Origin of the sequence: Acinetobacter sp. CIP 101966, from assembly GCF_000369725.1 — a bacterium.
GTDB lineage: Bacteria > Pseudomonadota > Gammaproteobacteria > Pseudomonadales > Moraxellaceae > Acinetobacter > Acinetobacter lwoffii_Q.
Genome location: NZ_KB850159.1, coordinates 350,750 through 375,137, shown reverse-complemented (window position 1 = coordinate 375,137; position 24,388 = coordinate 350,750). Strand labels below are relative to the sequence as shown.

At 43.0% G+C, this 24,388-nt stretch carries 19 protein-coding genes and 1 tRNA gene; 13 read left to right on the top strand and 7 right to left on the bottom strand.

From position 1 onward, the window contains the following. Positions 1 to 66 precede the first annotated feature (66 nt). Positions 67 to 1,218 carry an IS4-like element ISAbe18 family transposase gene (locus tag F891_RS04715; protein ID WP_004645517.1) on the top strand — a complete coding sequence of 384 codons (1,152 nt, stop codon included), beginning with the start codon at positions 67 to 69 and terminating at the stop codon, positions 1,216 to 1,218. A 36-nt stretch (positions 1,219 to 1,254) separates the two neighbouring features. Here F891_RS04715 and F891_RS04710 read toward each other — a convergent pair whose 3' ends face one another. After that, positions 1,255 to 1,809 carry a hypothetical protein gene (locus F891_RS04710; RefSeq protein WP_005246964.1) on the bottom strand — a complete coding sequence of 185 codons (555 nt, stop codon included), beginning with the start codon at positions 1,807 to 1,809 and terminating at the stop codon, positions 1,255 to 1,257. Positions 1,810 to 2,025: 216 nt separating this feature from the next. On the opposite strand from F891_RS04710, the gene F891_RS04705 reads away from it, so the two are divergent. Further along, positions 2,026 to 3,525, top strand: a complete 1,500-nt coding sequence (locus F891_RS04705; protein ID WP_004279423.1) for a cation:proton antiporter — start codon at positions 2,026 to 2,028, stop codon at positions 3,523 to 3,525. A 159-nt stretch (positions 3,526 to 3,684) separates the two neighbouring features. Beyond that, the gene (locus F891_RS04700; RefSeq protein ID WP_004279424.1) at positions 3,685 to 4,026 is read left to right on the top strand and encodes an MGMT family protein; all 342 of its coding nucleotides are present in this window, start codon (positions 3,685 to 3,687) and stop codon (positions 4,024 to 4,026) included. 40 nt (positions 4,027 to 4,066) lie between these two features. Here the strand turns inward: F891_RS04700 and F891_RS04695 are convergent, their stop codons facing one another. Both F891_RS04695 and F891_RS04690 read right to left on the bottom strand, forming a co-directional pair. Further along, positions 4,067 to 4,507: a universal stress protein gene (locus tag F891_RS04695; protein WP_004279425.1), complete on the bottom strand. Its 441-nt coding sequence runs from the start codon at positions 4,505 to 4,507 to the stop codon at positions 4,067 to 4,069. A gap of 240 nt (positions 4,508 to 4,747) precedes the next feature. Beyond that, positions 4,748 to 5,152, bottom strand: coding sequence for a hypothetical protein (locus F891_RS04690; protein WP_004279426.1), 405 nt, complete (start codon positions 5,150 to 5,152; stop codon positions 4,748 to 4,750). A gap of 175 nt (positions 5,153 to 5,327) precedes the next feature. On the opposite strand from F891_RS04690, the gene F891_RS04685 reads away from it, so the two are divergent. Beyond that, positions 5,328 to 5,404: transfer RNA gene (locus tag F891_RS04685), tRNA-Met, on the top strand. Between the two features lie 221 nt (positions 5,405 to 5,625). Here F891_RS04685 and F891_RS04680 read toward each other — a convergent pair. The 3 genes from F891_RS04680 to gltA all read right to left on the bottom strand — a co-directional run bounded on the left by F891_RS04680 (position 5,626) and on the right by gltA (position 9,559). After that, positions 5,626 to 7,251, bottom strand: coding sequence for an NAD+ synthase (locus F891_RS04680; protein ID WP_005262357.1), 1,626 nt, complete (start codon positions 7,249 to 7,251; stop codon positions 5,626 to 5,628). Between the two features lie 373 nt (positions 7,252 to 7,624). After that, entirely contained in the window at positions 7,625 to 8,128 is a 504-nt protein-coding gene (locus F891_RS04675; RefSeq protein WP_005107522.1) for a hypothetical protein, read from the bottom strand. Between the two features lie 156 nt (positions 8,129 to 8,284). After that, the gene (gene gltA / locus F891_RS04670; protein ID WP_004279429.1) at positions 8,285 to 9,559 is read right to left on the bottom strand and encodes a citrate synthase; all 1,275 of its coding nucleotides are present in this window, start codon (positions 9,557 to 9,559) and stop codon (positions 8,285 to 8,287) included. 1,005 nt (positions 9,560 to 10,564) lie between these two features. On the opposite strand from gltA, the gene sdhC reads away from it, so the two are divergent. The 9 genes from sdhC (at position 10,565) to sucD (ending at position 22,611) form a co-directional block, all read left to right on the top strand. Continuing rightward, positions 10,565 to 10,963, top strand: coding sequence for a succinate dehydrogenase, cytochrome b556 subunit (sdhC, locus tag F891_RS04665; RefSeq protein ID WP_004279430.1), 399 nt, complete (start codon positions 10,565 to 10,567; stop codon positions 10,961 to 10,963). Next, a complete protein-coding gene (gene sdhD, locus F891_RS04660; protein WP_004279431.1) occupies positions 10,963 to 11,328 on the top strand; it encodes a succinate dehydrogenase, hydrophobic membrane anchor protein in 366 nt (121 codons plus the stop codon). Before sdhC ends, sdhD begins: the two co-directional genes overlap by 1 nt. Positions 11,329 to 11,340: 12 nt before the next feature. Next, complete coding sequence (locus F891_RS04655) at positions 11,341 to 13,239, top strand: FAD-binding protein (protein WP_004279432.1); 1,899 nt, start codon at positions 11,341 to 11,343, stop codon at positions 13,237 to 13,239. A gap of 14 nt (positions 13,240 to 13,253) precedes the next feature. Beyond that, positions 13,254 to 13,964: a succinate dehydrogenase iron-sulfur subunit gene (locus tag F891_RS04650; RefSeq protein WP_004279433.1), complete on the top strand. Its 711-nt coding sequence runs from the start codon at positions 13,254 to 13,256 to the stop codon at positions 13,962 to 13,964. An 821-nt stretch (positions 13,965 to 14,785) separates the two neighbouring features. Then, complete coding sequence (locus F891_RS04645) at positions 14,786 to 17,608, top strand: 2-oxoglutarate dehydrogenase E1 component (RefSeq protein ID WP_005262356.1); 2,823 nt, start codon at positions 14,786 to 14,788, stop codon at positions 17,606 to 17,608. Between the two features lie 18 nt (positions 17,609 to 17,626). Further along, positions 17,627 to 18,841, top strand: coding sequence for a 2-oxoglutarate dehydrogenase complex dihydrolipoyllysine-residue succinyltransferase (odhB, locus tag F891_RS04640; protein WP_004279435.1), 1,215 nt, complete (start codon positions 17,627 to 17,629; stop codon positions 18,839 to 18,841). 99 nt (positions 18,842 to 18,940) lie between these two features. After that, the gene (gene lpdA / locus F891_RS04635) at positions 18,941 to 20,371 is read left to right on the top strand and encodes a dihydrolipoyl dehydrogenase (protein ID WP_005262355.1); all 1,431 of its coding nucleotides are present in this window, start codon (positions 18,941 to 18,943) and stop codon (positions 20,369 to 20,371) included. 170 nt (positions 20,372 to 20,541) lie between these two features. Next, complete coding sequence (gene sucC / locus F891_RS04630; protein WP_005262354.1) at positions 20,542 to 21,708, top strand: ADP-forming succinate--CoA ligase subunit beta; 1,167 nt, start codon at positions 20,542 to 20,544, stop codon at positions 21,706 to 21,708. Positions 21,709 to 21,720: 12 nt separating this feature from the next. Continuing rightward, a complete protein-coding gene (sucD, locus tag F891_RS04625; protein WP_004730261.1) occupies positions 21,721 to 22,611 on the top strand; it encodes a succinate--CoA ligase subunit alpha in 891 nt (296 codons plus the stop codon). A 63-nt stretch (positions 22,612 to 22,674) separates the two neighbouring features. Here the strand turns inward: sucD and F891_RS04620 are convergent, their stop codons facing one another. After that, positions 22,675 to 24,381 carry a flotillin family protein gene (locus F891_RS04620; RefSeq protein WP_004730259.1) on the bottom strand — a complete coding sequence of 569 codons (1,707 nt, stop codon included), beginning with the start codon at positions 24,379 to 24,381 and terminating at the stop codon, positions 22,675 to 22,677. Between the last annotated feature and the right edge of the window lie 7 nt (positions 24,382 to 24,388).

Here is a 24,388-nt window from a genome sequence, read left to right as displayed (position 1 = left end):
AAAACCTGAGTCCTAACAGTTAAAATATGAGTGCAAACAAACACTTTAACGACCAGGATTCAGGTTTTGTCACATCAGAATACCGTATTTCATGAGCTAATTAAACCTGTTGTGCGACAGGATTTTGAACAACTTGCTAAAGTACACCATGTTGGACAGAAATTTAGAGCGGCTTCCCGGTGGGATCAGTTTATTGCCATATTGATGTCTCAATTCTCTTGTAGACAAAGTCTGAGAGATATTCAATCCAATTTGGAGTGCCAACAGGAAAAGCTAAGTCATCTCGGAGCAAAGTCTATTCCCCGAAGCACGCTGGCACGAATCAATGAGCAGCAGCCTGCTGCCTTGTATCAACAGCTATTTCACAAGTTGCTTAAATACTATGAACACTCAAAAGTAGCTCATAAATTTCGCTTTAAGAATCCCTTGTATTCCTTGGATGCCAGTCATATTGACCTGTCGCTTTCCTTATGTGAATGGGCCAAAGTTCACGACTCAAAAGCCAGCATGAAACTCAGCATAGGATTGAATCACAGCAATGATATTCCTGAGTTTGTTGCAGTTGAAAATGGCAAAGAAAATGACATGGTACAAGGCCGCAAATTCCAGTTTCCTGCTGGCAGCATTGTAGTTTTTGATAAAGGCTATGTCGATTACCAATGGTATGCAAATCTGACTGCTCAAAACATTGGATTTGTCACACGTTTTAGGCCTAAATCTGTGTATCAGGTGATCCAGCAACATCCAGTGCTTGAATCCAAAGGTATTCTAAAAGATGAAACCATTCAGCTGAATAGCGCACATGCCCTAAAAAGAAAAGCCCCAGTGTTAAGAAGAATTGAATATAGAGATCAGCAAAGTGGCAAGCACTTTAGCTTTCTCAGCAATAACTTTCATTTAGCCGCCTCCACCATTGCGGCGATTTATAAAGATCGTTGGAAAGTTGAGCTGTTCTTTAAGGCGATTAAGCAGAATCTCAAATTAAAAGCGTTTCTAGGCCGCAGCAGGAACGCAATTCAGACACAAATCTGGATTGCGATGATCGCCTATTTATTGGTGAGTTTCGCTCAACATTTAGGGAAAACAGGTTGGACAGTTCAACGTTTACTCAGAATAATTCAAGTGAATTTGTTTGAAAGAAGAACTTTAAAAGCTTTATTTTCACCCGATAAAATACCCATAAAACAAGAGGAAGCTCAAATGAGCTTCCTCTTGTGAAAAATTGTGGGACAGCAATGGCAGATGCTCCTTTTTTTATTTATGCAGAAAACGCCGGAAGTTTCTTAATATCTTGATACTGACAAATAATGCAGCCAAAGCAAACAGTGCAATTGCAAAGACTGTATATTTGAGGTTGCTAATGTCATTTTGATAAAACTGCTGAATTTCTTGTTTGTTATATTCTAAAGCAGTTGCTTTGCCGGTTCGGCTATCTCTGAACTGGATTTTTTCAATATAGAACAGATTTCCCGCTTTGATTAAGTCAACAGTCTGGATTTGACGGGTATGCGATTGATTGTCTTCATCGCTACATAAAGCGCTGTAATGTTCACAGTTGATTTTGGCCACATAACCATTTCCTGCAATCAGAATAAAAATTGCATTGTCTGGTCGCTGGTTATTGGACACCAATACATACTGTTCGCCGGCTGTACTTTTTAAGGGAATGCTGGTGGCTTGCTGATAATGCTGTTCTGCTTGCAGAATTTCCTGAATTTTAGCAAAGCAGGTAAAACATAAGGACAACGTGATCAGAAAAATCACGCTGGCAAAACAGAGACGAAAAATGGTTTTGACAGTTTGATGCATGGGAGAAAAATTCAAAATAGAATGATGGGAAAGCAAAAGCCGAGTGCTGATCTGTATGTTAAATCATCATTCGAAAATACTGAAAAGAAACTTAACTCAATTCGATAAAAAAGCGGACTAAACTTGTTTTGCCAGAATACCTTGCTATTCAAATCTCTATTTTAACAACGCCTCTCGGCGCATAGTGCTCCATATCGCCCGATTTTAGGAAACCGAATGGGAAATTTCTTTTTTCTTCAGCTACTCACGGTGGTCTTTGCTCTGTCTATTGCCACGACCATGTTTAATAAGCGCGTTTTAGGCTTTCCGCAAGCGATCGGTGTCCCTATTGTCTCTGCAATCTTTGTTTTCATTTTGCAGTGGGGCGCCAGTTTACTGCATGGTAATCCATTCTTTAGCATCAATATTGACAATATCGAGCAGGCTGTTCGTCACGTCGATTTCTATGATTTTCTGATCAATGGTGTGATCTGTTTTATCCTGACTTCATCTGCGCTGAAGTTTAAGGTCTCAGATTTGCGTAACCACTGGCGGCCGATCAGTATTCTGGCCGGTCTGGCTTTAGTATTCTGTGCCGTGTTCTTTGGCGTGGTGTTATATGGTTATCAGTTCCTGATTGGTAAGCATGTTGACTTGCTGGTTTTGCTGTTACTTGGGGCGGCCTTGGGCGCCACAGATCCGATCGGCATCAAAGGTGTATTGAGTTCGGTTCGCGCACCGCATCATTTGATCGTCAAGCTTGAAGGCGAATCACTGTTTAATGATGCAATGTGTATTGCCTTATTTATGACCTTGCTCAATGTCCTGCAAGGTGAAAACTTTACGGTACTGGCAGTGCTGCAAACCTTGCTTTATGAAATTGTCGTGGCGGTGCTGATTGGTCTCGGATTCGGTTTTGCGATCTTGCGGATTTTGCGCGGCAAACATGAAATGGAATCTCTGATTCTGACCACGGCCTTGCTGGCTTGTGGTTCCTATCTGGTGGCTTTGCTGGCACATGCTTCCGCGCCAATTGCCTGTGTGATTGGTGGCTTGATTGTTGGCAATAAATGGAAAGAAATTCTGGCAGATGCCGAAATTGGTGACGTTAATCATTTCTGGCATACGGTTGAGGGAATTATCAATTCATTCCTGTTTACCCTAATCGGTCTGGAATTGTTTATTCTCGACTTGAGCACCAGTCTGGTTCTGGGCGGGATGGTGGCCTTTGTGATTCTGCATTTGGCTCGTTTTGCAGCCAACTATCTGGCCTTTGCCATGTTCCCAAAAGTCAGCAAGAAAAGCTATAACGGTAGTTTGACCATCCTGTCTTGGGGCGGAGTACGTGGCGGGATTTCTTTGGCCTTAATTCTGGCGGTCGCCAATATTCCTCAGCTGGAAGCCTATAGCAGTATTCTGGTGGGCTATACCTTTATTGTGGTGCTATTATCCGGTGTGGTATGTGGCTTGGGTCTGCCTGCGGTGATGAATGCATTTTATTATAATCCCAATGAAGAAACGCAGGGCTTTAAAGGCTGGTATCAACGTATGTGCCACAAGTTGAACCGTAAGGGCTTTCGCTATATTGTCGGGGAAGATGCCAAAGGAAATGAGACCATCACTATCTTTCAGCCAGAGATTCTGATTGATCAGAAAGATGCAGATGGCGTCGCCACGGTGCATCATCCAGATAAGGTTCAGGAAGTAAAACGCTTAGAAAATCCGGATAATTTCTAAAGTTAAAACTTAGAATCTCAATATGCTATGGATTTGTTGTTAGTGAGCTGAGATCGCTTGGGTTAGCGTATTTCATCAGGCTTGATTATTTTCATCTAGCTTTTTGTGGATAGGTTGAGGTGTGATCTTTTATTTAAATGAGCTATTAATGAGATGAAAATGACCCAGACAAGTTCAGCCAATCAGGAAATGACAGAAATGATTTTGGTTGTGGTCAATCAGATTCCATATGCCAAAGTCGCCACCTACGGACAGATTGCCAGACTGGCAGGTTTACCCAAACATGCGCGATTGGTCGGGCGAGTATTAAGTCATCTAGAATCGGACACTAATATTCCCTGGTATCGGGTGATCAATGCCCAAGCGAAAATCAGTCTGAAGCAACTGGACGAACATGGCCAGAATATTCAGCAGCAAAAACTCATGCAGGAAGGAATTTGTTTTAGAGGTGATCGAGTGGATTTAAAACGCTATCAATGGGATGGTCGAGTAGAGATATAAAAATCCCCACTTGGTGAAAAGTGGGGATTTTAAAGATGATTTAGTTGCGAATCACCATTACTGGAATATCCGCTTGGCCGAGAATGCTTTGCGCTACGCTGCCAAGGAACAGTTTTTTGAAGCCAGTACGGCCATGAGAACCAATCACGATCAGGTCAGAATTTAAATCTTTAGCTGCTTTGACAATCTCGCTATAAATTACCTGACCCTCAAGGAGCTGTGTATCCACTTCAACACCGGCACCAGAGAATTTTGCTTTGGCTTCATCCAGCGTTTTTAGGATGGAAGTGCGGGCACGTTCAATCAGGTCATTGGTTTGTGCCGCAGAGATATATTCCGCAGCGATATAAGGGTCCAGCGCCAGCACCTGAACCACTGTGACTTTACTGTTAAATGCTTTGGCAATTTCTACAGCTTTATCCACTGCAGCATACGATGTTTCTGAACCGTCAACAGGTACTAAAATATGTTCAAAAGGCATTAGAATTCTCCTAAGGGGAATTTAGAGTTATAAAATTATGACGCGTTAAACCGGGTACGAATAGTTGTTTATACTTTGATCATAGCCTGTATTGTATAAAAATAAAACCAAGTAAATACATAGGTATAATGTCTAATAGATTAAAGAATCAAGCACCTGTTTAGAGCTATTGAACTGGGTGATTTATTTAGCCTAAGTTAATAATTTATATGTAATTAATGTGATAGCCTAAGACAGTGATTAATCACATCGAATAGAGGTCGGGTCTAATTTTATTTGCGGTGACAGCTGTTCATAGCGATTTAAAATTGTTTGAGTTTCACCTGCATAAATTTTTTGCTGTAGCTGCTGGATTTTATGTTCTGTCACATGTAAACGCACACAATGTAATGCAATCTGATTTTCCCGGGTTACCGCCAGTCGTTGGGTCTGATCATATTCCGGATAGCGCTCGATTTTCTGCTGTGCTCTGCTGAGTTGTGCCAAGGACCGTTTTTGCTGCATGCTCATCAGTTGTTGCTGATTAATCCACTGTGCCACATCACGTCTGACACCATTATAATCTACGAAAATAGGCGAGATGATCTGGCAGGCACTCAGGCTTGAAAGGCTAATGAGTAAAATAAGTATTTTGATTTTATACATTTGGTGAATCCTCGAAGAATTAAAGGGTGCTAGGAATGCGTGAATTACATACTAAAAAAAGCTTTTTTGTTTAAACTTTAAAAGTTTATTCTGTATTTGCATAAAGACTGAACATTTGTGTTTTAAAATGCTTGACGATAGAGGCTGAAATTACGATAATGCGCACACAGTTTACGGCTATGTAGCTCAGTTGGTTAGAGCACCGCACTCATAATGCGGGGGTCACAAGTTCAAGTCTCGTCATAGCCACCATTTTAAAAGACCAAGCTCTCAGCTTGGTCTCTTTTTTTGTCTTTTAAAAAGTACTGAAAACCATAAAAAATATTTGAAGCATCCACTAATTTTTGCAGTTTCAGCAAAACATCATTTTTCCTTCTTAATGTTGGGGCTATTCTTCATTTTACTGCCGCATAAAAAAAAATCGCCCAAGCATTCACTTGGACGATTCTGATTTACATCACTGAAAACAGAATTCAGCTACCTGCTTTCCAGCCATTGACGATTGGATAACGACGCTCACGGCCATAAGAACGTGAACTGATACGTGGCCCAATGGCACCTTGGCGGCGCTTGTACTCATTGATATCAACCAGACGAATCACTTTCTTCACGACTTCAGCATCAAAGCCTTTGGTAATGATATCGTCTTGGCTCATGTCTTCTTCAATATAAGAGTACAAGATCGCATCCAGAATGTCATAGGCCGGCAAAGAGTCTTGATCGACCTGATCTGGACGCAGTTCTGCTGAAGGCGGACGGGTAATTACACGTTCCGGAATCACCGGAGTTTCTGAAATGCTGTTACGATATTTCGCCAGTTCAAACACAATGGTTTTATACACATCTTTCAGAACCGCATAACCACCAACCATGTCGCCATACAGGGTGCAATAACCAACAGCTAGTTCAGATTTATTACCGGTTGCCAGCACCAGATTACCGAATTTATTAGATAAGGCCATCAATAAGGTGCCACGTGAACGTGCTTGCAGGTTTTCCTCGGTGGCATCGACTGGAGCATTACCAAAGAATGGGAACAGCACCTGCATAAAGCCGCTTACTACTGGATTGATTTCGGCAATACCGAAAGTCACGCCCATATTTTTGGCTTGAGCCGCTGCATCTTCGACACTGATTTGTGCAGTATAAGTATACGGCATCATCACGGCTTGAACTTTATCTGCACCAAGCGCATCTACAGCAATCGCCAAGGTCAGGGCAGAGTCAATCCCGCCAGACAGGCCCAGAATCACACCTGGGAAGCCAGAGCGTTGTACATAATCACGTGTGGCCATGACCAGGCTTTGATAAATCTCAGCCATGGTGTCTAAAGCAGGTGCAATTGCGCCTTTGCTGAATTGCAGCTGTTCAGCATTAAACTCTGCAATTGCCAGATTTTCCTGGAAAGTTGGTGCCTGTAAAGCCACCTCGCCAGATTTGTTGAGCACAAAGCTGGTGCCGTCAAAGATCAGATCATCCTGGCCACCGACCTGGTTACAGTACACCAGATTGATATTTAGCTGTTTGACCAAGGCCGCCATGGTTTCAATGCGATGTTGTGGTTTACCCACTTCATATGGCGATGCATTCAGTACCAAAGCTGTGTCGATATTCAATTTTGCCAGTTGCTGAACAGTGGCTAAAGACCAGACATCTTCACAGATCAGTACGCCAAATTTATGTCCAAGATACTCAAAAACCAGATGCTGATGACCTTCGCCAAAATAACGCTTTTCATCAAATACGCCATAGTTTGGCAACACTTGCTTGTTATAAACACCCAGTACTTCGCCATCTTTCATGACAGCAGCCGAGTTATAACGCTGACCATCTTCAGTTTGATTAACAAAACCAAAGACCATGACAATATCTTTTACTTCAGTCAGTTTTTCAAAAGCCGCTTTGGTGCGTTTCACCAGGCTCGGGCGAATTAATAAGTCTTCTGCAGGGTAGCCCAGCGTTGAAAGTTCAGGAAAGATAATCAGATCCGCTTTATCTTTTTTAGCCTGATTGGCCAGATCAATCATTTTTTGCGTATTTGCATCCAGATTGCCCACATGTGGAGAGAATTGAGCAATCGCAATTTTAAAACTTTTCATTCCAAGTAAATCCTATTCCTATAGGTTGATACACTAAATTACTGATTTTTATAGTTCTAATTATTCAGTTGAGTGCACTTCGATATTCATAAAATGCCAAATGGCTTAAATAAAAAAACTTTTTATCGCATGATCATTGAATCTTAATGTGCGATGCAAAATAATCATACCGGCCTATTTTATCGAAATTTTATCGATAAGCTAGAGTTGATTTAGCAGAACAGGCATTGAGTGAAAAAAGTTATTATATAAAATTAGAAAATATGCTGATTTTTTATGCATCTAGGCTTATGTAGATTTAAAGACTGAAATCTAAATTTTGGCTTTTAAAATATGCCTTAGCTATATTGTTTGGAATTAAACTGATTAAATATCATCTGTTTATTTTTGGATTTAAAATAATATTCGGAATTTTTTTTAGAAAAATATCCCGGGCAATATCGCCTTGTTGTTCAATATTGTAGGTTGAAAATGATTTGTTGGGATTAAATTGATATTTGTACGGATTATATTTTCCCAAGCTGAGAAAATAAGCACTTTGTAAAAATGCCCCTTTTAAAAGCACATTGATCTGACATTGGTGTTGATAAATATGCGCCATCTCATGAATAAATAGTGCCTGATAAGATAAACTCTCGCGCGAATAATCTTCCCGATAATTTAAATTGCGTACATGGATGTAGCCACTGGGCGCCATAATGACATGTTTGGATTGCCAAGGCAGGTAGGGGTGATTCATGATTTTAACGCGAGAATAATCGATCAGGTTGCCAAATACTTGTTGGGAAATTTTGATTTCACCAGACGTTAAACTGCGGCACTTAAACTGTTCAAAATGAACCAATCTCAAAATAAAGGGCAGAAAATACAACAGCATTCAATATACGTCCTGTTTTTAGGTGACTTAATCCGTGAATATGATTTTGATATATTCATTTTAAAACGTTTCAGGTCAATTTTTTGTAGGCTTTTGTCAGTGCTAAAAAAACCACCCGGGTGGGTGGTTTTCTTGAGTCTTTCGACGCGGTTCGAATTAACGAACGATATCGCGTTGAACTTCGCCAGTATAAAGCTGACGAGGACGACCGATCTTGTAAGGACCGCTGTGCATTTCTAACCAGTGGCTGATCCAGCCAACAGTACGTGCAAGCGCGAAGATCACAGTAAACATTTCTGTCGGGATACCAATCGCTTTAAGGATGATACCTGAGTAGAAGTCTACGTTAGGGTATAGGTTACGCTTGATGAAGTATTCGTCAGAAAGCGCGATACGTTCAAGTTCCATAGCCAATGCAAGCTGTGGATCATTGATGCCAAGTGCACCAAGAACTTCGTCGCAAGTTTCTTTCATTACTTTCGCACGTGGATCGAAGTTTTTGTAAACTCGGTGACCGAAGCCCATCAGTTTAACTTCTTTAGTTTTCACTTTTTCCATGAAGCCAGCAACGTTTTCTACAGTGCCGATTTCGTCAAGCATCTTAAGAACAGCTTCGTTCGCGCCGCCATGAGCAGGACCCCAAAGTGCAGAGATACCAGCAGCGATACATGCATATGGATTCGCACCAGTAGAACCAGCTAAACGTACGGTAGACGTAGACGCATTTTGTTCGTGGTCAGCATGAAGCGTGAAGATACGGTCCATTGCTTTTGCAAGGATCGGATCAACTTTGTAATCACGATCTGCAGGCGTAGCAAACATCATGTGCAGGAAGTTTTCTGCATAACCAAGGTCGTTACGTGGGTAAACGAATGGTTGGCCGATGGTGTACTTGTAGCTCCAAGCCGCCAGCGTAGGAATCTTCGCGATTAAACGAATCGCAGTGATTTCACGGTGGTTCACATCTTCGATGTCAAGGTTGTTGTGATAGAACGCAGACAACGCACCAACCACACCTACCATGATCGCCATAGGATGCGCATCACGACGGAAACCATTGTAGAAACGGCTAACTTGATCGTGAACCATCGTGTGGTTACGTACTTTAGCGTCAAATTCTTCTTTTTGCTCAGCAGTTGGAAGTTCGCCATTTAACAATAAATAGCAAGTTTCCAGGTAATCAGCTTTAGTCGCCAATTGATCGATTGGGTAGCCGCGGTGTAAGAGTACACCTTTGTTACCATCGATGAACGTGATTTTAGACTCGCACGCAGCTGTCGCCATAAAACCAGGATCAAAAGTAAAGTGACCTGCAGCCAACACATCTTTAACGTCGATTACATCTGGGCCCAATGTGCCGCTGTAAATTGGTAGTTCAATTTCTTTGCCATCAAGCTGTAAAACGGCTTTCTTGCCAGTTGCTTCAGACATTCAATAGATCTCCTGTCCTGGTGAATGTATATCCGCTTTGTCTATCAATCTTTTAATGCACAAAACGGACGGATCAAAAATTTGCTATAAGATTAGTGAGTACTGAAATTTTGTCAATTATACTTATGGATGAAAAATGACGGCCGCACAGCAGTTTAGTCACATTCGCTCAGTATAAAAAGTTCAGTAAAATCACAGCATCAAACCTCTATAATAAGTCAAATTGATGCAGAGGTGCAGAAAAAAATAGACTGCTTGGGGCATTTGTAAGCGTTTTTTCCTAGCAAGAAATGCGGGCGAAAATAGTGAAAGATTAAGGTGAGCATGCTTAAAACTATATAAATCTCATAACTTACATCGTTTTTGCCAAGCTGAATTTAACAGGTAGAATTATAAATAAAAGCAATTAATTGAATTTTGAATATGGTTCAATTGATTAAAAAGTAGCTTAATAAATGGCCAGTTTTGCAGCAAAGGTAAGCAATATAAAAATAAATGAATGATTTTTTGAATCTAAATGCTTCAAATCGATTGAAAAACCCATCATGTGGTGTACTAAGTCGCTATTTAACATCAGGTTATCTGAATCACTGCGCTGCTGATGAATTGGGGCAATTGGTCTGTTAAATCTAGACACTTGATTTAAATCTGAATTAAAAAGAGATTTAAATAATATTTGTGATGGAACTGTGCATCTTTAGTCTAAAACTCAAACATGATCCTGTAGGCTGAAAACCGAGTAAATTAATCATCTTAATTATTTAAAAACAATCATATAGATAGGAATTGAAAGGGTGGAATAATATATAAAGTCTGACTTATTGTTGTTAATGAGTCTTATTTAATGGTTTTTTATCCAAAAAGCCAAATTCAGCCGTTTGTATTTTAATAGTTCACGTTTTATAATTCAGTGTCGTTTTGATTTTAGGCATGTATTTGCCTGAGAATGCCAGCTTTCCTTCGAATTAATTCCAACAAACTCCGGATGGAGTTTTTACTTACAGGATGCCCGCTGTGAAAAGCAACAGACCTGTCAATTTGTCCATGGGTCAAGTTTTAGAAGTAAACTTAAAATCCCCCGTGGCTATTGCATCAATTCTACACCGTCTTTCAGGTGTTATCGTATTCTTACTCGTACCGGTCCTTCTATGGATTTTAGACAAGTCATTGTCTTCGCCTGAAGGTTTTGCGCAAGTTCAAGAAATCTTTAACGGTTTCATTGTTCGCTTTATTGTATGGGTATTTGTCGCCGGCATGATTTTTCACTTTATTGCGGGTGTTAAGCATTTACTTGCTGACATTGGCGTTGCTGAAGAACTAGAAAGTGGCCGTGTTGCATCTACTATCGCATTAATCTTGTCTGCAATCGGTATTGTTGCAGCATTTGTATGGATCGTACTCTAATGAAAAGCGCTACTGGTTTAACAGGTTCAGGTTCTCGCGATTGGTTTCTCCAACGTGTCAGTGCTGTAGTTCTAGCTGTTTATACCGTTGTTGTACTGGGTTGGATTCTACTGAATGGTGGTTTCAACTTTGAACAGTGGTACGGCTTTATGATGACAGTTCCAATGAAGATTATGTCTTTATTGGCGGTCTTATCTCTTGTTGCACACGCATGGATCGGGATGTGGCAGGTATTCACGGATTATGTGACTACTCGTCAAATGGGTCCTTCAGCTTCAGGTTTACGCCTTGTACTGACTTCAGCAGTGATCATTGCTGTACTTGCATATGCAATCTGGGCGATCCAGATTTTTTGGGCGAATTGATAGGAAACAATCATGGGCGCTATAAACCCTAAAGAAGATTACACAAATATTCCGCACGAAACTTTCGATGCTGTCATCGTTGGTGGTGGTGGTTCAGGTATGCGTGCGTCTTACCAACTTGCTCAAGCTGGTTTGAAAGTTGCGGTTCTGACTAAAGTATTCCCAACTCGTTCGCACACTGTTGCAGCGCAGGGTGGTATTGGTGCATCTCTTGGTAACATGCAAGAAGATAACTGGCACTACCACTTCTACGACACAGTTAAAGGTTCGGACTGGTTAGGTGACCAAGACGCAATCGAGTTCATGACTCGTGAAGCGCCTCAAGTGGTTTATGAACTTGAACACCTGGGTATGCCATTTGACCGTAATGCTGACGGTACAATTTACCAACGTCCATTCGGTGGTCACTCAGCAAACTACGGTGAAAAAGCTGTGCCACGTGCATGTGCTGCTGCCGACCGTACCGGTCACGCACTTCTTCACACGCTTTATCAAAGCAACGTGAAAATGGGTACTCAGTTCTTCGTTGAATGGATTGCGCTTGACCTGATCCGTAACGAAAAAGGCGACGTTTTAGGTGTTACAGCAATTGATCAGGAAACTGGTAAAATTGCGGTATTCCAAGCAAAAGCGACTTTGTTTGCTACTGGTGGTGCTGGTCGTGTTTACCGTGCATCTACAAATGCTTATATCAACACTGGTGACGGTCTTGGTATGGCAGCTCGTGCAGGTATTCCATTACAAGATATGGAATTCTGGCAATTCCACCCAACGGGTGTTGCGGGCGCAGGCGTATTGTTAACTGAAGGTTGTCGTGGTGAAGGTGCAATCCTTCGTAACAAAGACGGCGAACCGTTCATGGAACGTTATGCACCAACTTTGAAAGACTTGGCGCCACGTGACTTCGTATCACGTTCTATGGATCAAGAGATCAAAGAAGGTCGTGGTTGTGGTCCTAAAGGCGATTACATCCTGCTTGATATGACGCACCTAGGTGCGGATACGATCATGAAACGTCTTCCATCTGTATTCGAGATTGGCAAGAAATTCGCGAACGTTGACATCACTAAAGAGCCAATTCCTGTAGTACCAACAATCCATTACCAAATGGGTGGTATTCCAACGAATATTCATGGTCAGGTGGTTGTTCCTGAGTCTCCTGAAACTGAAGCGCTTGTTGCTAACTACAACAAAGACACCGACGTTTACTCTACCAATGCTGAAGGTCGTGACTTTGCTAAGCCAGTAAAAGGCTTCTATGCAATCGGTGAATGTTCATGTGTATCTGTACACGGTGCAAACCGTCTAGGTACGAACTCATTGCTTGACTTGGTTGTATTTGGTAAGGCCGCTGGTCAACATATCATTGAATATGTTACTAAACAGCACGATGGTGAATATGAGCCACTTCCAACAACTGTGCTTCAAGAAACTGTTGAACGTATTCGTAAACTTGACGAATCGACTACAGGTGAGAATGCTCAAGACGTTGCTGATGCAATCCGTGACATCGTTCAAGACCACGCTGGTGTATTCCGTACATCTGCGCTTCTAGACGAAGGTGTGAAGCAGATTCTTGCAATTGAACCGCGCGTACGCAATATTCACTTGAAAGACAAATCTAAAGTATTCAACACTGCACGTATTGAAGCACTTGAAGTTGAAAACTTGTATGAAGTTGCGAAAGCAACGCTTATTTCAGCTGCTGCTCGTAAAGAATGCCGTGGTGCACATACGGTTGTAGACTTTGAAGAGTCTCCAGACCATGCTGAATACCCATATGGTCGTCGTGATGATGAGTGGATGAAGCACACTTTATGGTTCTCTGCGGATAACCGTCTAGAGTACAAGCCAGTTCGTTACCGTCCATTGTCGGTTGACGCGATTCCACCTAAACCACGTACATTCTAATCAGGAGAATTCAGATGAGTAGAGGTACTCGTACATTTCATATCTACCGCTACGATCCTGACAAGGATAAAGCACCGTACATGCAAACTTTCAAACTTGAACTGACTGACAAGCACCGTATGTTGCTTGATGCACTTCTTGCATTGAAAGTACAGGACGAAACTTTAACGTTCCGTCGTTCATGTCGTGAAGGTATTTGTGGTTCTGATGGCGTAAACATCAATGGTAAAAACGGTTTGGCGTGTCTTTGGAACCTGAACGACTTACCAAATGAAATTACTGTTCGTCCATTGCCTGGTCTTCCTGTAGTGAAAGACCTAGTGGTTGACATGAACCAGTTCTATGATCAGTACAACAAGATCCATCCATTCTTGATCAACAACCAGCCTGCGCCTCCTAAGGAACGTTTACAGTCTCCTGAAGAGCGTGAGCATCTTGATGGTCTGTATGAGTGTATTCTTTGTGCATGCTGTTCAACTTCATGCCCGTCATTCTGGTGGAACCCGGACAAGTTCTTGGGCCCTTCAGCATTGTTGAACGCTTACCGCTTCATCATTGACTCGCGTGATACTGGAACGCAAGAGCGTTTGGCTCGTCTAGACGACCCGTTCTCATTGTTCCGTTGTAAAGGCATCATGAACTGTGTATCTGTATGTCCTAAAGGCTTGAATCCAACTAAAGCAATCGGTCATATCCGTAATATGCTTTTAGATATGGCAGGCTAATAGGCTGCTCTTTGCAGTTTAGAAAAAAGCACACCTTCAGGTGTGCTTTTTTTATGCAAACTATTGGAAAAATTAGAAAATCATAAGATAAAAATAAAGATATTATACTTAAAATGTATAAAGTTGAGTGAAACAGTCAGGAAAAGGGTAAGGGCTTTGAGCGCCATATAAGAAGAACATGTGATTATTTTGGGTATTTATGATTTTTAGATGTAAAACTGACCTGAAAAATAGCAAGAACGATGTTATTATATAACGGAAATTTAAGGAGGGAGTGGATTGAAAGGTTTGCTCTCTTTTTATTTATCGGAAATGCTTAGGACTTAAGTCTACATTGAATCTATTTTTGAGATAAAGCACCATATATTAGAGTAAAATATCTGAACTGTATTTAGCCAATTTATGGGAGGTATGTGTCAAAAAAATCAATTGAAAAGTTGAGATCATGTTAGCATTTAGCCCATGACTATGTTTAAAAAATGCCACGCCAGGTACATTTTTTAAACACTGCATAATCAGGGACTGGTATATAAAGGTAGACCCGAGTCGCTTTAGAAAAAATCTTTGTTAATGCTTGGTTTTTTCTAAGTCGATTTGCAAAAAATTGCCCGGTTTCGATCGGGTATTCAATGAGTGATGATGCCGCTGAGGGGCGTTATTGTTCATTAAACATATCAAGATTTTCTTGGTGTGGTGATAACGCCTCATGGCTTATGCCTTATGGGGGACTAGTATCATATTACCAATTTGATGCTAATAATCCTGGGTTTTGCTTAAAAAGCATCCTGAAAATGTTTTTGCAATAGGAAATGGGTCCACAAATGCAAGAAGTTGCTGACGCTCTGCGTCTTGACACTGAACTTTCCGCTGATAGTGCAGCGTATATTGAAGAACTTTATGAGCAGTATCTGACTGCTCCAGACTCAGTGGGTGCTGACTGGAGAGCGTACTTCGATAAATTCCCAAAAGGTGATCAACCACACAGTAATGTACGTGAGCAATTCCTACTTTTAGGTCGCAATTCAAGCCGTATTCAGCCTATTGTTCAGTCGACAGTCAGCTCAGAGCATGAACGTCGTCAAATTGGCGTGCTACAGCTGATTGCTGCGTACCGTAACCGTGGCCACCAGAAAGCAAAACTGGATCCATTAGGTTTGGCGAAGCGTGAAGTTGTGCCTGATCTAGATCTTGCTGCGCATGGTTTGACTCAGTCTGACTTAGACACAGTATTCAATACTGGTAACCTGGCGATCGGTAAAGAAGAAGCGACTTTGGCTGAAATGGTTCAGTCAATGGAAGCCACTTACTGTGGTTCAATCGGTGCTGAATACATGCACATCGTGGACACCAAAGAAAAACGTTGGATTCAACAACGTCTAGAAAGTGCACGCGGTCAATATGGCTTCAATGCTGATCAAAAGAAACATGTCCTTGAGCGTTTAACTGCGGCTGAAGGCCTAGAAAAATATCTTGGTAATAAATTCGTTGGTGCCAAACGTTTCGGCGTTGAAGGTGGTGAAGCATTCATCCCGATGGTCAACGAAATTATTCAGCGTGCAGGTTCTGTAGGCTGTAAAGAAGTTGTGATCGGTATGCCTCACCGCGGCCGTTTAAACCTTCTTGTTAACATCATGGGTAAGAACCCGGCTGACCTGTTTGGTGAGTTCGAAGGTAAATCTATTCACAAGAAAGGTTCTGGTGACGTTAAGTATCACCAAGGCTTCTCTTCAAACGTGATGACTCCAGGTGGCGAAGTTCACTTGGCATTGGCGTTTAACCCGTCACACCTTGAAATCGTTGGCCCTGTGGTTGAAGGTTCAGTACGTGCACGTCAAGTACGTCGTAAAGACATTGGCGGCGATGACGTATTGCCACTAATCGTACACGGTGATGCTGCATTTGCAGGTCAGGGCGTTAACCAGGAAACTTTCCAGATGTCACAAACTCGCGGTTATACCGTGGGTGGTACAGTGCACATTGTAATTAACAACCAGGTTGGTTTCACGACGTCTGATCCACGTGACGCACGTTCTACAGAATACTGTACTGACATCGCAAAAATGATTCAGGCACCGATCTTCCATGTGAATGGTGATGATCCTGAAGCTGTGGTGTTCATTTCACAATTGGCACATGACTTCCGTCATACCTTCCGTAAAGACGTTGTGATTGACATGTTCTGCTACCGTCGTCGTGGTCATAACGAAGCGGATGAGCCAGCTGCAACTCAACCAATGATGTATCAAGTGATTAACAAGAAAGCGACTACGCGTACGCTTTATGCGGATCAACTGGTACAACAGGGTGTTCTTGATCGCGCAAGTGCAGATCAAATGGTTGAAAACTACCGTGCAGACCTGGAAGCGGGTAATCACGTTGCCAATGCACTGGTACTTGAACCGAACAAAAAAATGTTTGTGGACTGGACGCCTTACCTAGGTCATGAGTACACAGACGACTGGGATACAACTTTCCCAATCGAACGTTTGAAAGAGCTTGGCACGAAAATGCGTGAGCTTCCTGAAGGCTTCGTGATGCAGCGTCAAGTTGCAAAAGTGATCGACGATCGTCTGAAAATGCAAACGGGCGAAATGCCACTGAACTGGGGTGCTGCTGAAACTCTGGCGTATGCAACTGTACTAGATGATGGTTACTTGCTTCGTTTAACGGGTGAAGACGTAGGTCGTGGTACTTTCTCACACCGTCATGCAAAACTGCATAACCAGGTAGATGGCTCAACTTATCTTCCGCTGTGTAACCTGAAAGAAAACCAGCCGCGTACTGCAATCTATGACTCTTTATTGTCAGAGATGGCTGTATTGGCATTTGAATATGGTTATGCGACGACTCTTCCTAAGAGTTTGATCATCTGGGAAGCGCAATTCGGTGACTTCGCAAACTGTGCACAGGTTGTCATTGACCAGTTCATCTCATCTGGTGAAACCAAATGGGAGCGTGTATGTGGCTTAACTATGCTTCTTCCACACGGTTTTGAAGGTCAAGGTCCAGAGCATTCATCTGCACGTTTGGAACGTTTCTTGCAGCTATGTGCTGAAGACAACATGCAAGTCATCACACCGACCACGCCTGCGCAGATTTTCCACGCATTACGTCGTCAAGCGATTCGTCCAATCCGTAAGCCATTGATTGTTACTTCGCCGAAATCTTTACTTCGTCACAAGCTTGCTGTATCTAGCCTTGAAGAGCTTGCAAACGGTACATTCCAAACCGTGATTGATGAAGTAGACAACATCAACAAGTCAGATGTAACCCGTCTGGTACTGTGTGGTGGTAAGGTGTATTACGACCTAGTTGAAAAACGTCGTGAAAAAGAATTGAACAACACTGCAATTGTACGTATTGAACAATTATATCCATACCCAGAAAAACGCCTGGCAGAAGTGCTTGCGCAATATCCAAACGTTAAAGAACTTGTTTGGGCGCAAGAAGAACCGAAGAACCAAGGCGCTTGGTTGTTCATCGCACCGCGTCTATATGACGACGTGATGAAAGCGGGTAAACAAGTACGTATTAGCTATGCAGGCCGTGAAGCTTCTGCTGCACCGGCATGTGGTTCACCATATTTGCATGCAAAACAACAAGCTCAGCTCATCAACGACGCGCTTGCGATCGACGCTGAATAATCCAGGAGATTCTAAGTAATGGCAACCGAAATTAAAGCACCGGTATTCCCAGAGTCAGTTGCGGACGGTACGATCGCAACTTGGCACAAACAACCAGGTGAAGCAGTGTCACGTGATGAAGTGATCTGCGATATTGAGACTGATAAAGTTGTTTTAGAAGTTGTTGCTCCTGCAGACGGTACACTTGCATCTATTATTAAAGGTGAAGGCGATACTGTTCTTTCAGCTGAAGTCATTGCACAGTTTGAAGAAGGTGCTGTTTCTGGCGCTACGCAAACTCAAGCAGTTCAGTCTGAAGAGAAAGTTGAACAAGCTGCTGCGCAAACTGAAGCTGGTAATGCACCGATCGTTGAACGTCAACAAGTACAGGATCAGGCTCCAGCAGTGCGTAAAGCATTGACTGAATCTGGTGTTGCAGCTGCTGACGTTGCAGGTACAGGCCGTGGCGGTCGCATCACGAAAGAAGATGTGGCAAATCATCAGGCGAAACCGGCAGCACCTGCAGCGCAACCATTAAGCGTTGCAGTGGGCGAGCGTATCGAAAAACGTGTTCCTATGACTCGTCTTCGTAAGCGTGTTGCTGAACGTTTACTTGCAGCGACTCAAGAAACTGCAATGTTGACGACGTTCAACGAAGTGAACATGAAACCAATCATGGAAATGCGTGCTCAATACAAAGATGCATTCGAGAAGCGTCACGGTGCGCGTCTTGGCTTCATGTCATTCTTCGTTAAAGCAGCAACTGAAGCACTTAAACGCTATCCAGCGGTAAATGCTTCAATTGATGGCGATGACATCGTGTATCACGGTTACTACGACATTGGTGTTGCAGTTTCATCTGAACGTGGTCTAGTGGTTCCTGTACTTCGTGATACAGACCGCATGAACTATGCTGAAGTTGAAAATGGCATCCGTGCATATGCTGGCAAGGCACGTGACGGTAAGCTGGGCATCGAAGACATGACTGGCGGTACATTCACTATTACTAATGGTGGTACTTTTGGTTCATTGCTTTCTACACCAATTCTAAATACGCCACAAACTGCGATTCTGGGTATGCATAAAATCCAGGAACGTCCGATGGCGGTGAATGGTCAAGTAGAAATCTTGCCAATGATGTACCTTGCACTGTCTTATGACCACCGTTTAATCGATGGTAAAGAAGCAGTCGGTTTCCTTGTAACAATCAAAGAATTGTTAGAAGAGCCAGCGCGTCTGATCCTTGATCTGTAATTTATTCATTAAAAATCTCCCCTAACCCCTCTTTAAAAAGAGGGGAAGATCCCCCTTTGGAAAAGGGGGATTAATAAGGGGGATTAGTTGGAGATAAACATGTCTCAATTCGATTTAGTCGTAATTGGTGGTGGCCCGGGCGGCTACGAAGCAGCAATTCGTGCAGCTCAACTTGGTTTTAAAGTTGCGTGTATCGAAAAACGTATTCATAAAGGTAAACCATCTTTAGGTGGTACTTGCTTAAACGTCGGTTGTATCCCGTCTAAAGCTTTACTTGATTCTTCACATCGTTATGAAGATACAGTTCAACATCTAGATGACCATGGTATTACGACTGGTGAAGTTAAATTCGATCTTTCTAAAATGCTGGCTCGTAAAGACAAAGTTGTAGATCAATTGACTGGCGGTATCGATCAGTTACTTAAAGGTAATGGCATCGAGTGGTTAAAAGGTACGGGTAAACTGCTTGCAGGTAAAAAAGTAGAATTTGTTTCTCACGAAGGTGAAACTCAAGTTTTAGAGCCTAAATATGTGATTCTTGCGACGGGTTCTGTACCAGTAAATATTCCAGTGGCTCCTGTAGATCAAGACTTAATTGTTGATTCTACTGGCGCGCTTGAATTCCCAGAAGTACCTAAGCGTTTAGGTGTAATTGGTGCGGGCGTGATCGGTCTTGAGCTTGGTTCTGTATGGCGTCGTCTTGGTGCTGAAGTTGTTGTATTTGAAGCAATGGATGCATTCTTACCAATGGCTGATAAAGCATTGGCAAAAGACTTCCAAAAACTGTTGACTAAGCAAGGTATGGATATCCGTATCGGTGCAAAAGTTGCAGGTACTGAAATCAATGGTCGTGAAGTAACGGTTAAATATAACCAAGCTGGTGAAGACAAAACTGAAACTTTCGATAAATTGATCGTTTGTGTCGGTCGTCGCGCATATGCTGAAGGTTTATTGGCTGATGATTCAGGCATTAAATTGACTGAACGCGGTTTGGTTGAAGTCAACGATTGGTGTGCAACTTCAGTTGAAGGCGTATACGCAATTGGTGACTTGGTACGTGGTCCAATGCTTGCGCATAAAGCAATGGAAGAAGGCGTAATGGCGGTTGAGCGTATTCACGGTCATGCTGCACAAGTGAACTATGACACCATTGTTTCTGTAATTTACACACATCCGGAAGCGGCGTGGGTAGGTTTAACAGAACAGCAAGCGACTGAAAAAGGTCACGAAGTTAAAACGGGTCAATTCGGTTTTGCTGTGAACGGTCGTGCTTTAGCTGCGGGTGAAGGTGCCGGTTTCGTGAAGTTTGTTGCTGATGCAAAAACGGATCGTTTACTCGGTATGCACGTGATTGGACCTGCTGCGTCTGATATCGTTCACCAAGGTATGATCGCGCTTGAGTTTGTATCTTCAGTTGAAGATCTTCAGTTGATGACTTTCGGTCACCCGACATTCTCTGAAGTGGTACATGAAGCTGCACTTGCAGTTGATGGTCGTGCGATTCACGCGATCCAACGTAAGCGTAAGTAATTTGAAAAAAGAGCGACTTAGGTCGCTCTTTTTACATTTCATGGTTGTTTTTATTGGAACAATCATCTAAAAATAAAGATAACGATTTTAAGAAATGCTGGTACTGCTTTGACGGACGTCTGGGTGCTAGTGGGTTATAACAAGGCAAAGAAGTAATAAAAGGTTATTCAATGAATTTACATGAGTATCAAGCAAAAGCGCTATTAAAAAAATATGGTATGCCTGTGCAGGAAGGAATACTTGCCACCAATGCCGATGAAACGGTGCATGCTTTCGAGCAGCTGGGTGGAAAGTTCGCAGTATTGAAAGCACAGGTGCATGCGGGTGGCCGGGGTAAGGCTGGTGGGGTAAAAGTGGTGAAATCGGCTGCCGAGGCTGCTGAATATGCCAATCAGATTATTGGTTCACGCTTGGTGACTTATCAGACTGATGTCAATGGTCAGCCGGTCAATAGCATTTTAGTTTCTGAGGATGTTTATCCGGTTGAGCGCGAGTTGTACTTGGGCGCTGTGGTAGATCGCTCGACTCGCCGCATCACTTTTATGGCATCGACTGAAGGCGGTGTTGAAATTGAGAAAGTGGCCGAAGAAACCCCTGAAAAAATTATTAAAGTTGAGGTTGATCCTTTAGTTGGTCTAATGCCATTTCAGGCGCGTGAAGTTGCTTTTGCACTTAAACTCAAAGATGGACAAATCAATCAATTTGTTAAAGTCATGACGGCTGCCTATCAGGCATTTGTAGACAATGATTTTGCACTTTTCGAAATCAATCCGCTGTCTGTGCGTGAAAACGGCGACATTCTGTGTGTCGATGCCAAAATCGGAATTGATTCGAATGCACTGTACCGTTTGCCTGAAGTGGCTGCTTTGCGTGATAAGTCTCAAGAAAATGAACGTGAGTTAAAAGCCTCTGAGTTTGATCTAAACTATGTGGCACTTGAGGGTAACATTGGTTGTATGGTCAATGGTGCCGGTCTTGCCATGGCAACCATGGATATTATTAAGCTGTATGGCGGTCAACCAGCCAACTTCCTGGATGTGGGTGGTGGTGCGACCAAGGAGCGTGTGATTGAAGCCTTTAAAATTATCTTGGCAGATCACTCTGTCCAGGGTGTATTGATTAATATTTTTGGTGGAATTGTACGTTGTGACATGATTGCTGAAGCAATTATTGCATCGGTTCAGGAAGTAAATGTGACAGTTCCTGTGGTTGTTCGCCTCGAAGGCAACAATGCGGAACTGGGTGCAAAATTACTGGATGAATCAGGTTTGAAATTGATTTCTGCACATGGTCTTGCTGACGCTGCAGAAAAAATCGTTGCTGCTGTAAAAGCTTAAGGAGTATCTAACATGAGCGTATTAGTTAATAAAGACACTAAAGTATTGGTACAGGGCTTTACAGGCAAAAACGGCACATTCCATTCTGAACAGGCTTTAGCCTACGGCACTAAAGTCGTGGGTGGTGTAACCCCGGGTAAAGGTGGTCAAACCCATCTGGAATTGCCTGTATTTAATACCATGCGTGAAGCGGTGAAAGAAACTGATGCAGATGCTTCGGTGATTTATGTTCCGGCACCCTTTGTACTGGATTCTATTGTTGAGGCGGTTGATTCTGGCATTGAGTTAATTGTGGTGATTACTGAAGGTGTACCGACCATCGACATGCTCAAAGCCAAGCGTTATCTGGAAACCAATGGTAATGGCACACGTCTGATCGGACCAAACTGTCCGGGTATTATTACGCCGGGTGAATGTAAAATCGGGATCATGCCGGGACATATTCATCAGCCGGGTAAAATCGGGATCATTTCGCGCTCAGGCACACTGACTTATGAGGCTGTGGCGCAAACTACAAAACTCGGTTTAGGTCAGTCGACCTGTATTGGTATTGGTGGGGATCCAATTCCAGGCATGAACCAGATTGACTGCTTGAAACTGTTCCAGGAAGATCCGCAGACTGAAGCCATCATCATGATTGGTGAAATTGGTGGTACGGCGGAAGAAGAAGCCGCAGAATATATTCAATCGAATGTGACCAAGCCAGTTGTTGGTTATATTGCGGGCGTAACTGCACCTAAAGGTAAACGTATGGGCCATGCAGGTGCGATCATTTCAGGTGGTAAGGGCACAGCAGAAGAAAAGTTTGCTGCCTTTGAGCGTGCGGGTATGGCCTATACGCGCAGTCCTGCCGAACTCGGTTCAACTATGCTGCAAGTGTTAAAAGATAAAGGTTTGGCCTGATATCCAAAGTAAACCTGTAATAAAAAGCTCCCAGATGGGAGCTTTTTATATCGCATTCTATTTTTAAGTTTTAGCTTTAAGGCTCTGAGTCATGCCGTTGATATCACCACCTTGAATACCAAGCTCACTCATCAGACTGTCAATGAGCGGTGCTTGGCTACGATAACGTAGGGCGCTATTCACCACCTGATCTGACAGGGCAACATTACCATTCTCATGATGGGCATCTGCCTGACAGGCACCGGCATGACCGCCATGTAGGCCATTCACCTGGAGAATCTTGATATCATCAATATTTTCCATTGGTTTGACGCTTTCCCGGATAATTTCAGGCAAGTATTTCAGCATGGCCAGACGGATCTGCATTTCGACCTGTTCAGGTGACAGGACGTTATTGGCTTCATTGACCGCACGCGTACCTTCAGCATCCACCTGATACTGTTTCTCCATTGCCTGAGCCAATAGAATTTTCGCATCCGCTTCGCCCTTGGCTTTAAGGCGGACTTTTTCTGCTTCCGCCTCAGCCGCAATCCGCACTGCTTCTGCATCATCTGCTGCCGCTTGTTTGCCAGCTTCAGCGGCAACTGTAATGGCAATTGCATCTTTTTCAGCATGTTCTTTGGCTGCGACCAGCTCAACTGCCTTTTGACGCTCTGCTTGCTGGATTTGACGTACGGTGATGACTTCTTCTTCCGCTTTTACCGCTTGTGCACGCGCCTGATCGGCTTGGGCTTTAGCTTCAGATTCAGCACGTGATTTTTCCGCAATGGCAATGGCGCGGTCCTGTTCAGCGAGTTCAATGGTTTTCTTTTGCTCGACCTGTGCTTTTTGAATCAGCTGAGCCTTTTGAATATTTTCATTTTCGACATCACGGGCGGCCAAAATACGCTTGAGTTCGACTTCTCGTTCAGCGGCAATTTGTGCTTCTTCTGCTTCACGTTTTTTGCCGGCTTCCTGAGCGGCAATTTCAGCCAGCTGTTCAGCACGGCGAATGGCAATTTCACGTTCTTGTTGCAGCTTGGCATATTCTTCTTCACGAATAATTTGCAGGCGCGCCTGTTCAGCTTCCAGATTTTTGGTTTTGATCGCCAGATCGGTATCCTGTTCGATGTGGTTACGCTTGCGGCGACGATCTTCAATGGTTTCAGTGAGCTTGGTCAGACCTTCAGCATCAAATGCATTTTGCGGGTTGAAGTATTTAAATCCGGTCTGATCCAGTCCGGTTAGGGAAACCGTTTCAAGCTCCAGACCGTTTTTGTGCAAATCTTCTGAAACCACTTGTTGGACTTTTTGTACAAAATCGACCCGTTTTTCATGCAATTCTTCCATGGCCATTTCTGCAGCCACTGCACGCAGTGAATCAACAAATTTGCCTTCCACCAGATTTTTTAATTCATTGGGTGACATGGTTTTTTGACCAAGGGTTTGTGCTGCGGTGGCAATTGAATCTGCTGTAGGTTTGACTCGGACATAGAATTCGGCCATGACATCGACCCGCATCCGGTCACGGGTAATCAGTGCCTGATCATCAGCACGGCGGACTTCAAGGCGTAGGGTGTTCATATTTACTGGAATAATTTCATGTAACACCGGAAGCACGATTGCGCCTCCACCTAAAATCACTTTTTCTCCACCCCAACCGGTACGCACAAAGGAAATTTCTTTGCTTGAACGACGGTATAAGCGTGCAATGATGAGACCGAAAGTCACCAGTGCCACAAAAATAATTCCCGAAATAATTAAAATATTATATAAATCAAATGTTAACATTGTTATA

What these genes read in the sequence shown, in the direction of transcription:
- F891_RS04710 (WP_005246964.1), bottom strand. Translation starts at nt 1,809, where the DNA reads ATGCATCAAACTGTCAAAACCATTTTTCGTCTCTGTTTTGCCAGCGTG.
- F891_RS04705 (WP_004279423.1), top strand. Translation starts at nt 2,026, where the DNA reads ATGGGAAATTTCTTTTTTCTTCAGCTACTCACGGTGGTCTTTGCTCTG.
- F891_RS04700 (WP_004279424.1), top strand. Translation starts at nt 3,685, where the DNA reads ATGACCCAGACAAGTTCAGCCAATCAGGAAATGACAGAAATGATTTTG.
- F891_RS04695 (WP_004279425.1), bottom strand. Translation starts at nt 4,507, where the DNA reads ATGCCTTTTGAACATATTTTAGTACCTGTTGACGGTTCAGAAACATCG.
- F891_RS04690 (WP_004279426.1), bottom strand. Translation starts at nt 5,152, where the DNA reads ATGTATAAAATCAAAATACTTATTTTACTCATTAGCCTTTCAAGCCTG.
- F891_RS04680 (WP_005262357.1), bottom strand. Translation starts at nt 7,251, where the DNA reads ATGAAAAGTTTTAAAATTGCGATTGCTCAATTCTCTCCACATGTGGGC.
- F891_RS04675 (WP_005107522.1), bottom strand. Translation starts at nt 8,128, where the DNA reads ATGCTGTTGTATTTTCTGCCCTTTATTTTGAGATTGGTTCATTTTGAA.
- gltA (WP_004279429.1), bottom strand. Translation starts at nt 9,559, where the DNA reads ATGTCTGAAGCAACTGGCAAGAAAGCCGTTTTACAGCTTGATGGCAAA.
- sdhC (WP_004279430.1), top strand. Translation starts at nt 10,565, where the DNA reads ATGCCCGCTGTGAAAAGCAACAGACCTGTCAATTTGTCCATGGGTCAA.
- sdhD (WP_004279431.1), top strand. Translation starts at nt 10,963, where the DNA reads ATGAAAAGCGCTACTGGTTTAACAGGTTCAGGTTCTCGCGATTGGTTT.
- F891_RS04655 (WP_004279432.1), top strand. Translation starts at nt 11,341, where the DNA reads ATGGGCGCTATAAACCCTAAAGAAGATTACACAAATATTCCGCACGAA.
- F891_RS04650 (WP_004279433.1), top strand. Translation starts at nt 13,254, where the DNA reads ATGAGTAGAGGTACTCGTACATTTCATATCTACCGCTACGATCCTGAC.
- F891_RS04645 (WP_005262356.1), top strand. Translation starts at nt 14,786, where the DNA reads ATGCAAGAAGTTGCTGACGCTCTGCGTCTTGACACTGAACTTTCCGCT.
- odhB (WP_004279435.1), top strand. Translation starts at nt 17,627, where the DNA reads ATGGCAACCGAAATTAAAGCACCGGTATTCCCAGAGTCAGTTGCGGAC.
- lpdA (WP_005262355.1), top strand. Translation starts at nt 18,941, where the DNA reads ATGTCTCAATTCGATTTAGTCGTAATTGGTGGTGGCCCGGGCGGCTAC.
- sucC (WP_005262354.1), top strand. Translation starts at nt 20,542, where the DNA reads ATGAATTTACATGAGTATCAAGCAAAAGCGCTATTAAAAAAATATGGT.
- sucD (WP_004730261.1), top strand. Translation starts at nt 21,721, where the DNA reads ATGAGCGTATTAGTTAATAAAGACACTAAAGTATTGGTACAGGGCTTT.
- F891_RS04620 (WP_004730259.1), bottom strand. Translation starts at nt 24,381, where the DNA reads ATGTTAACATTTGATTTATATAATATTTTAATTATTTCGGGAATTATT.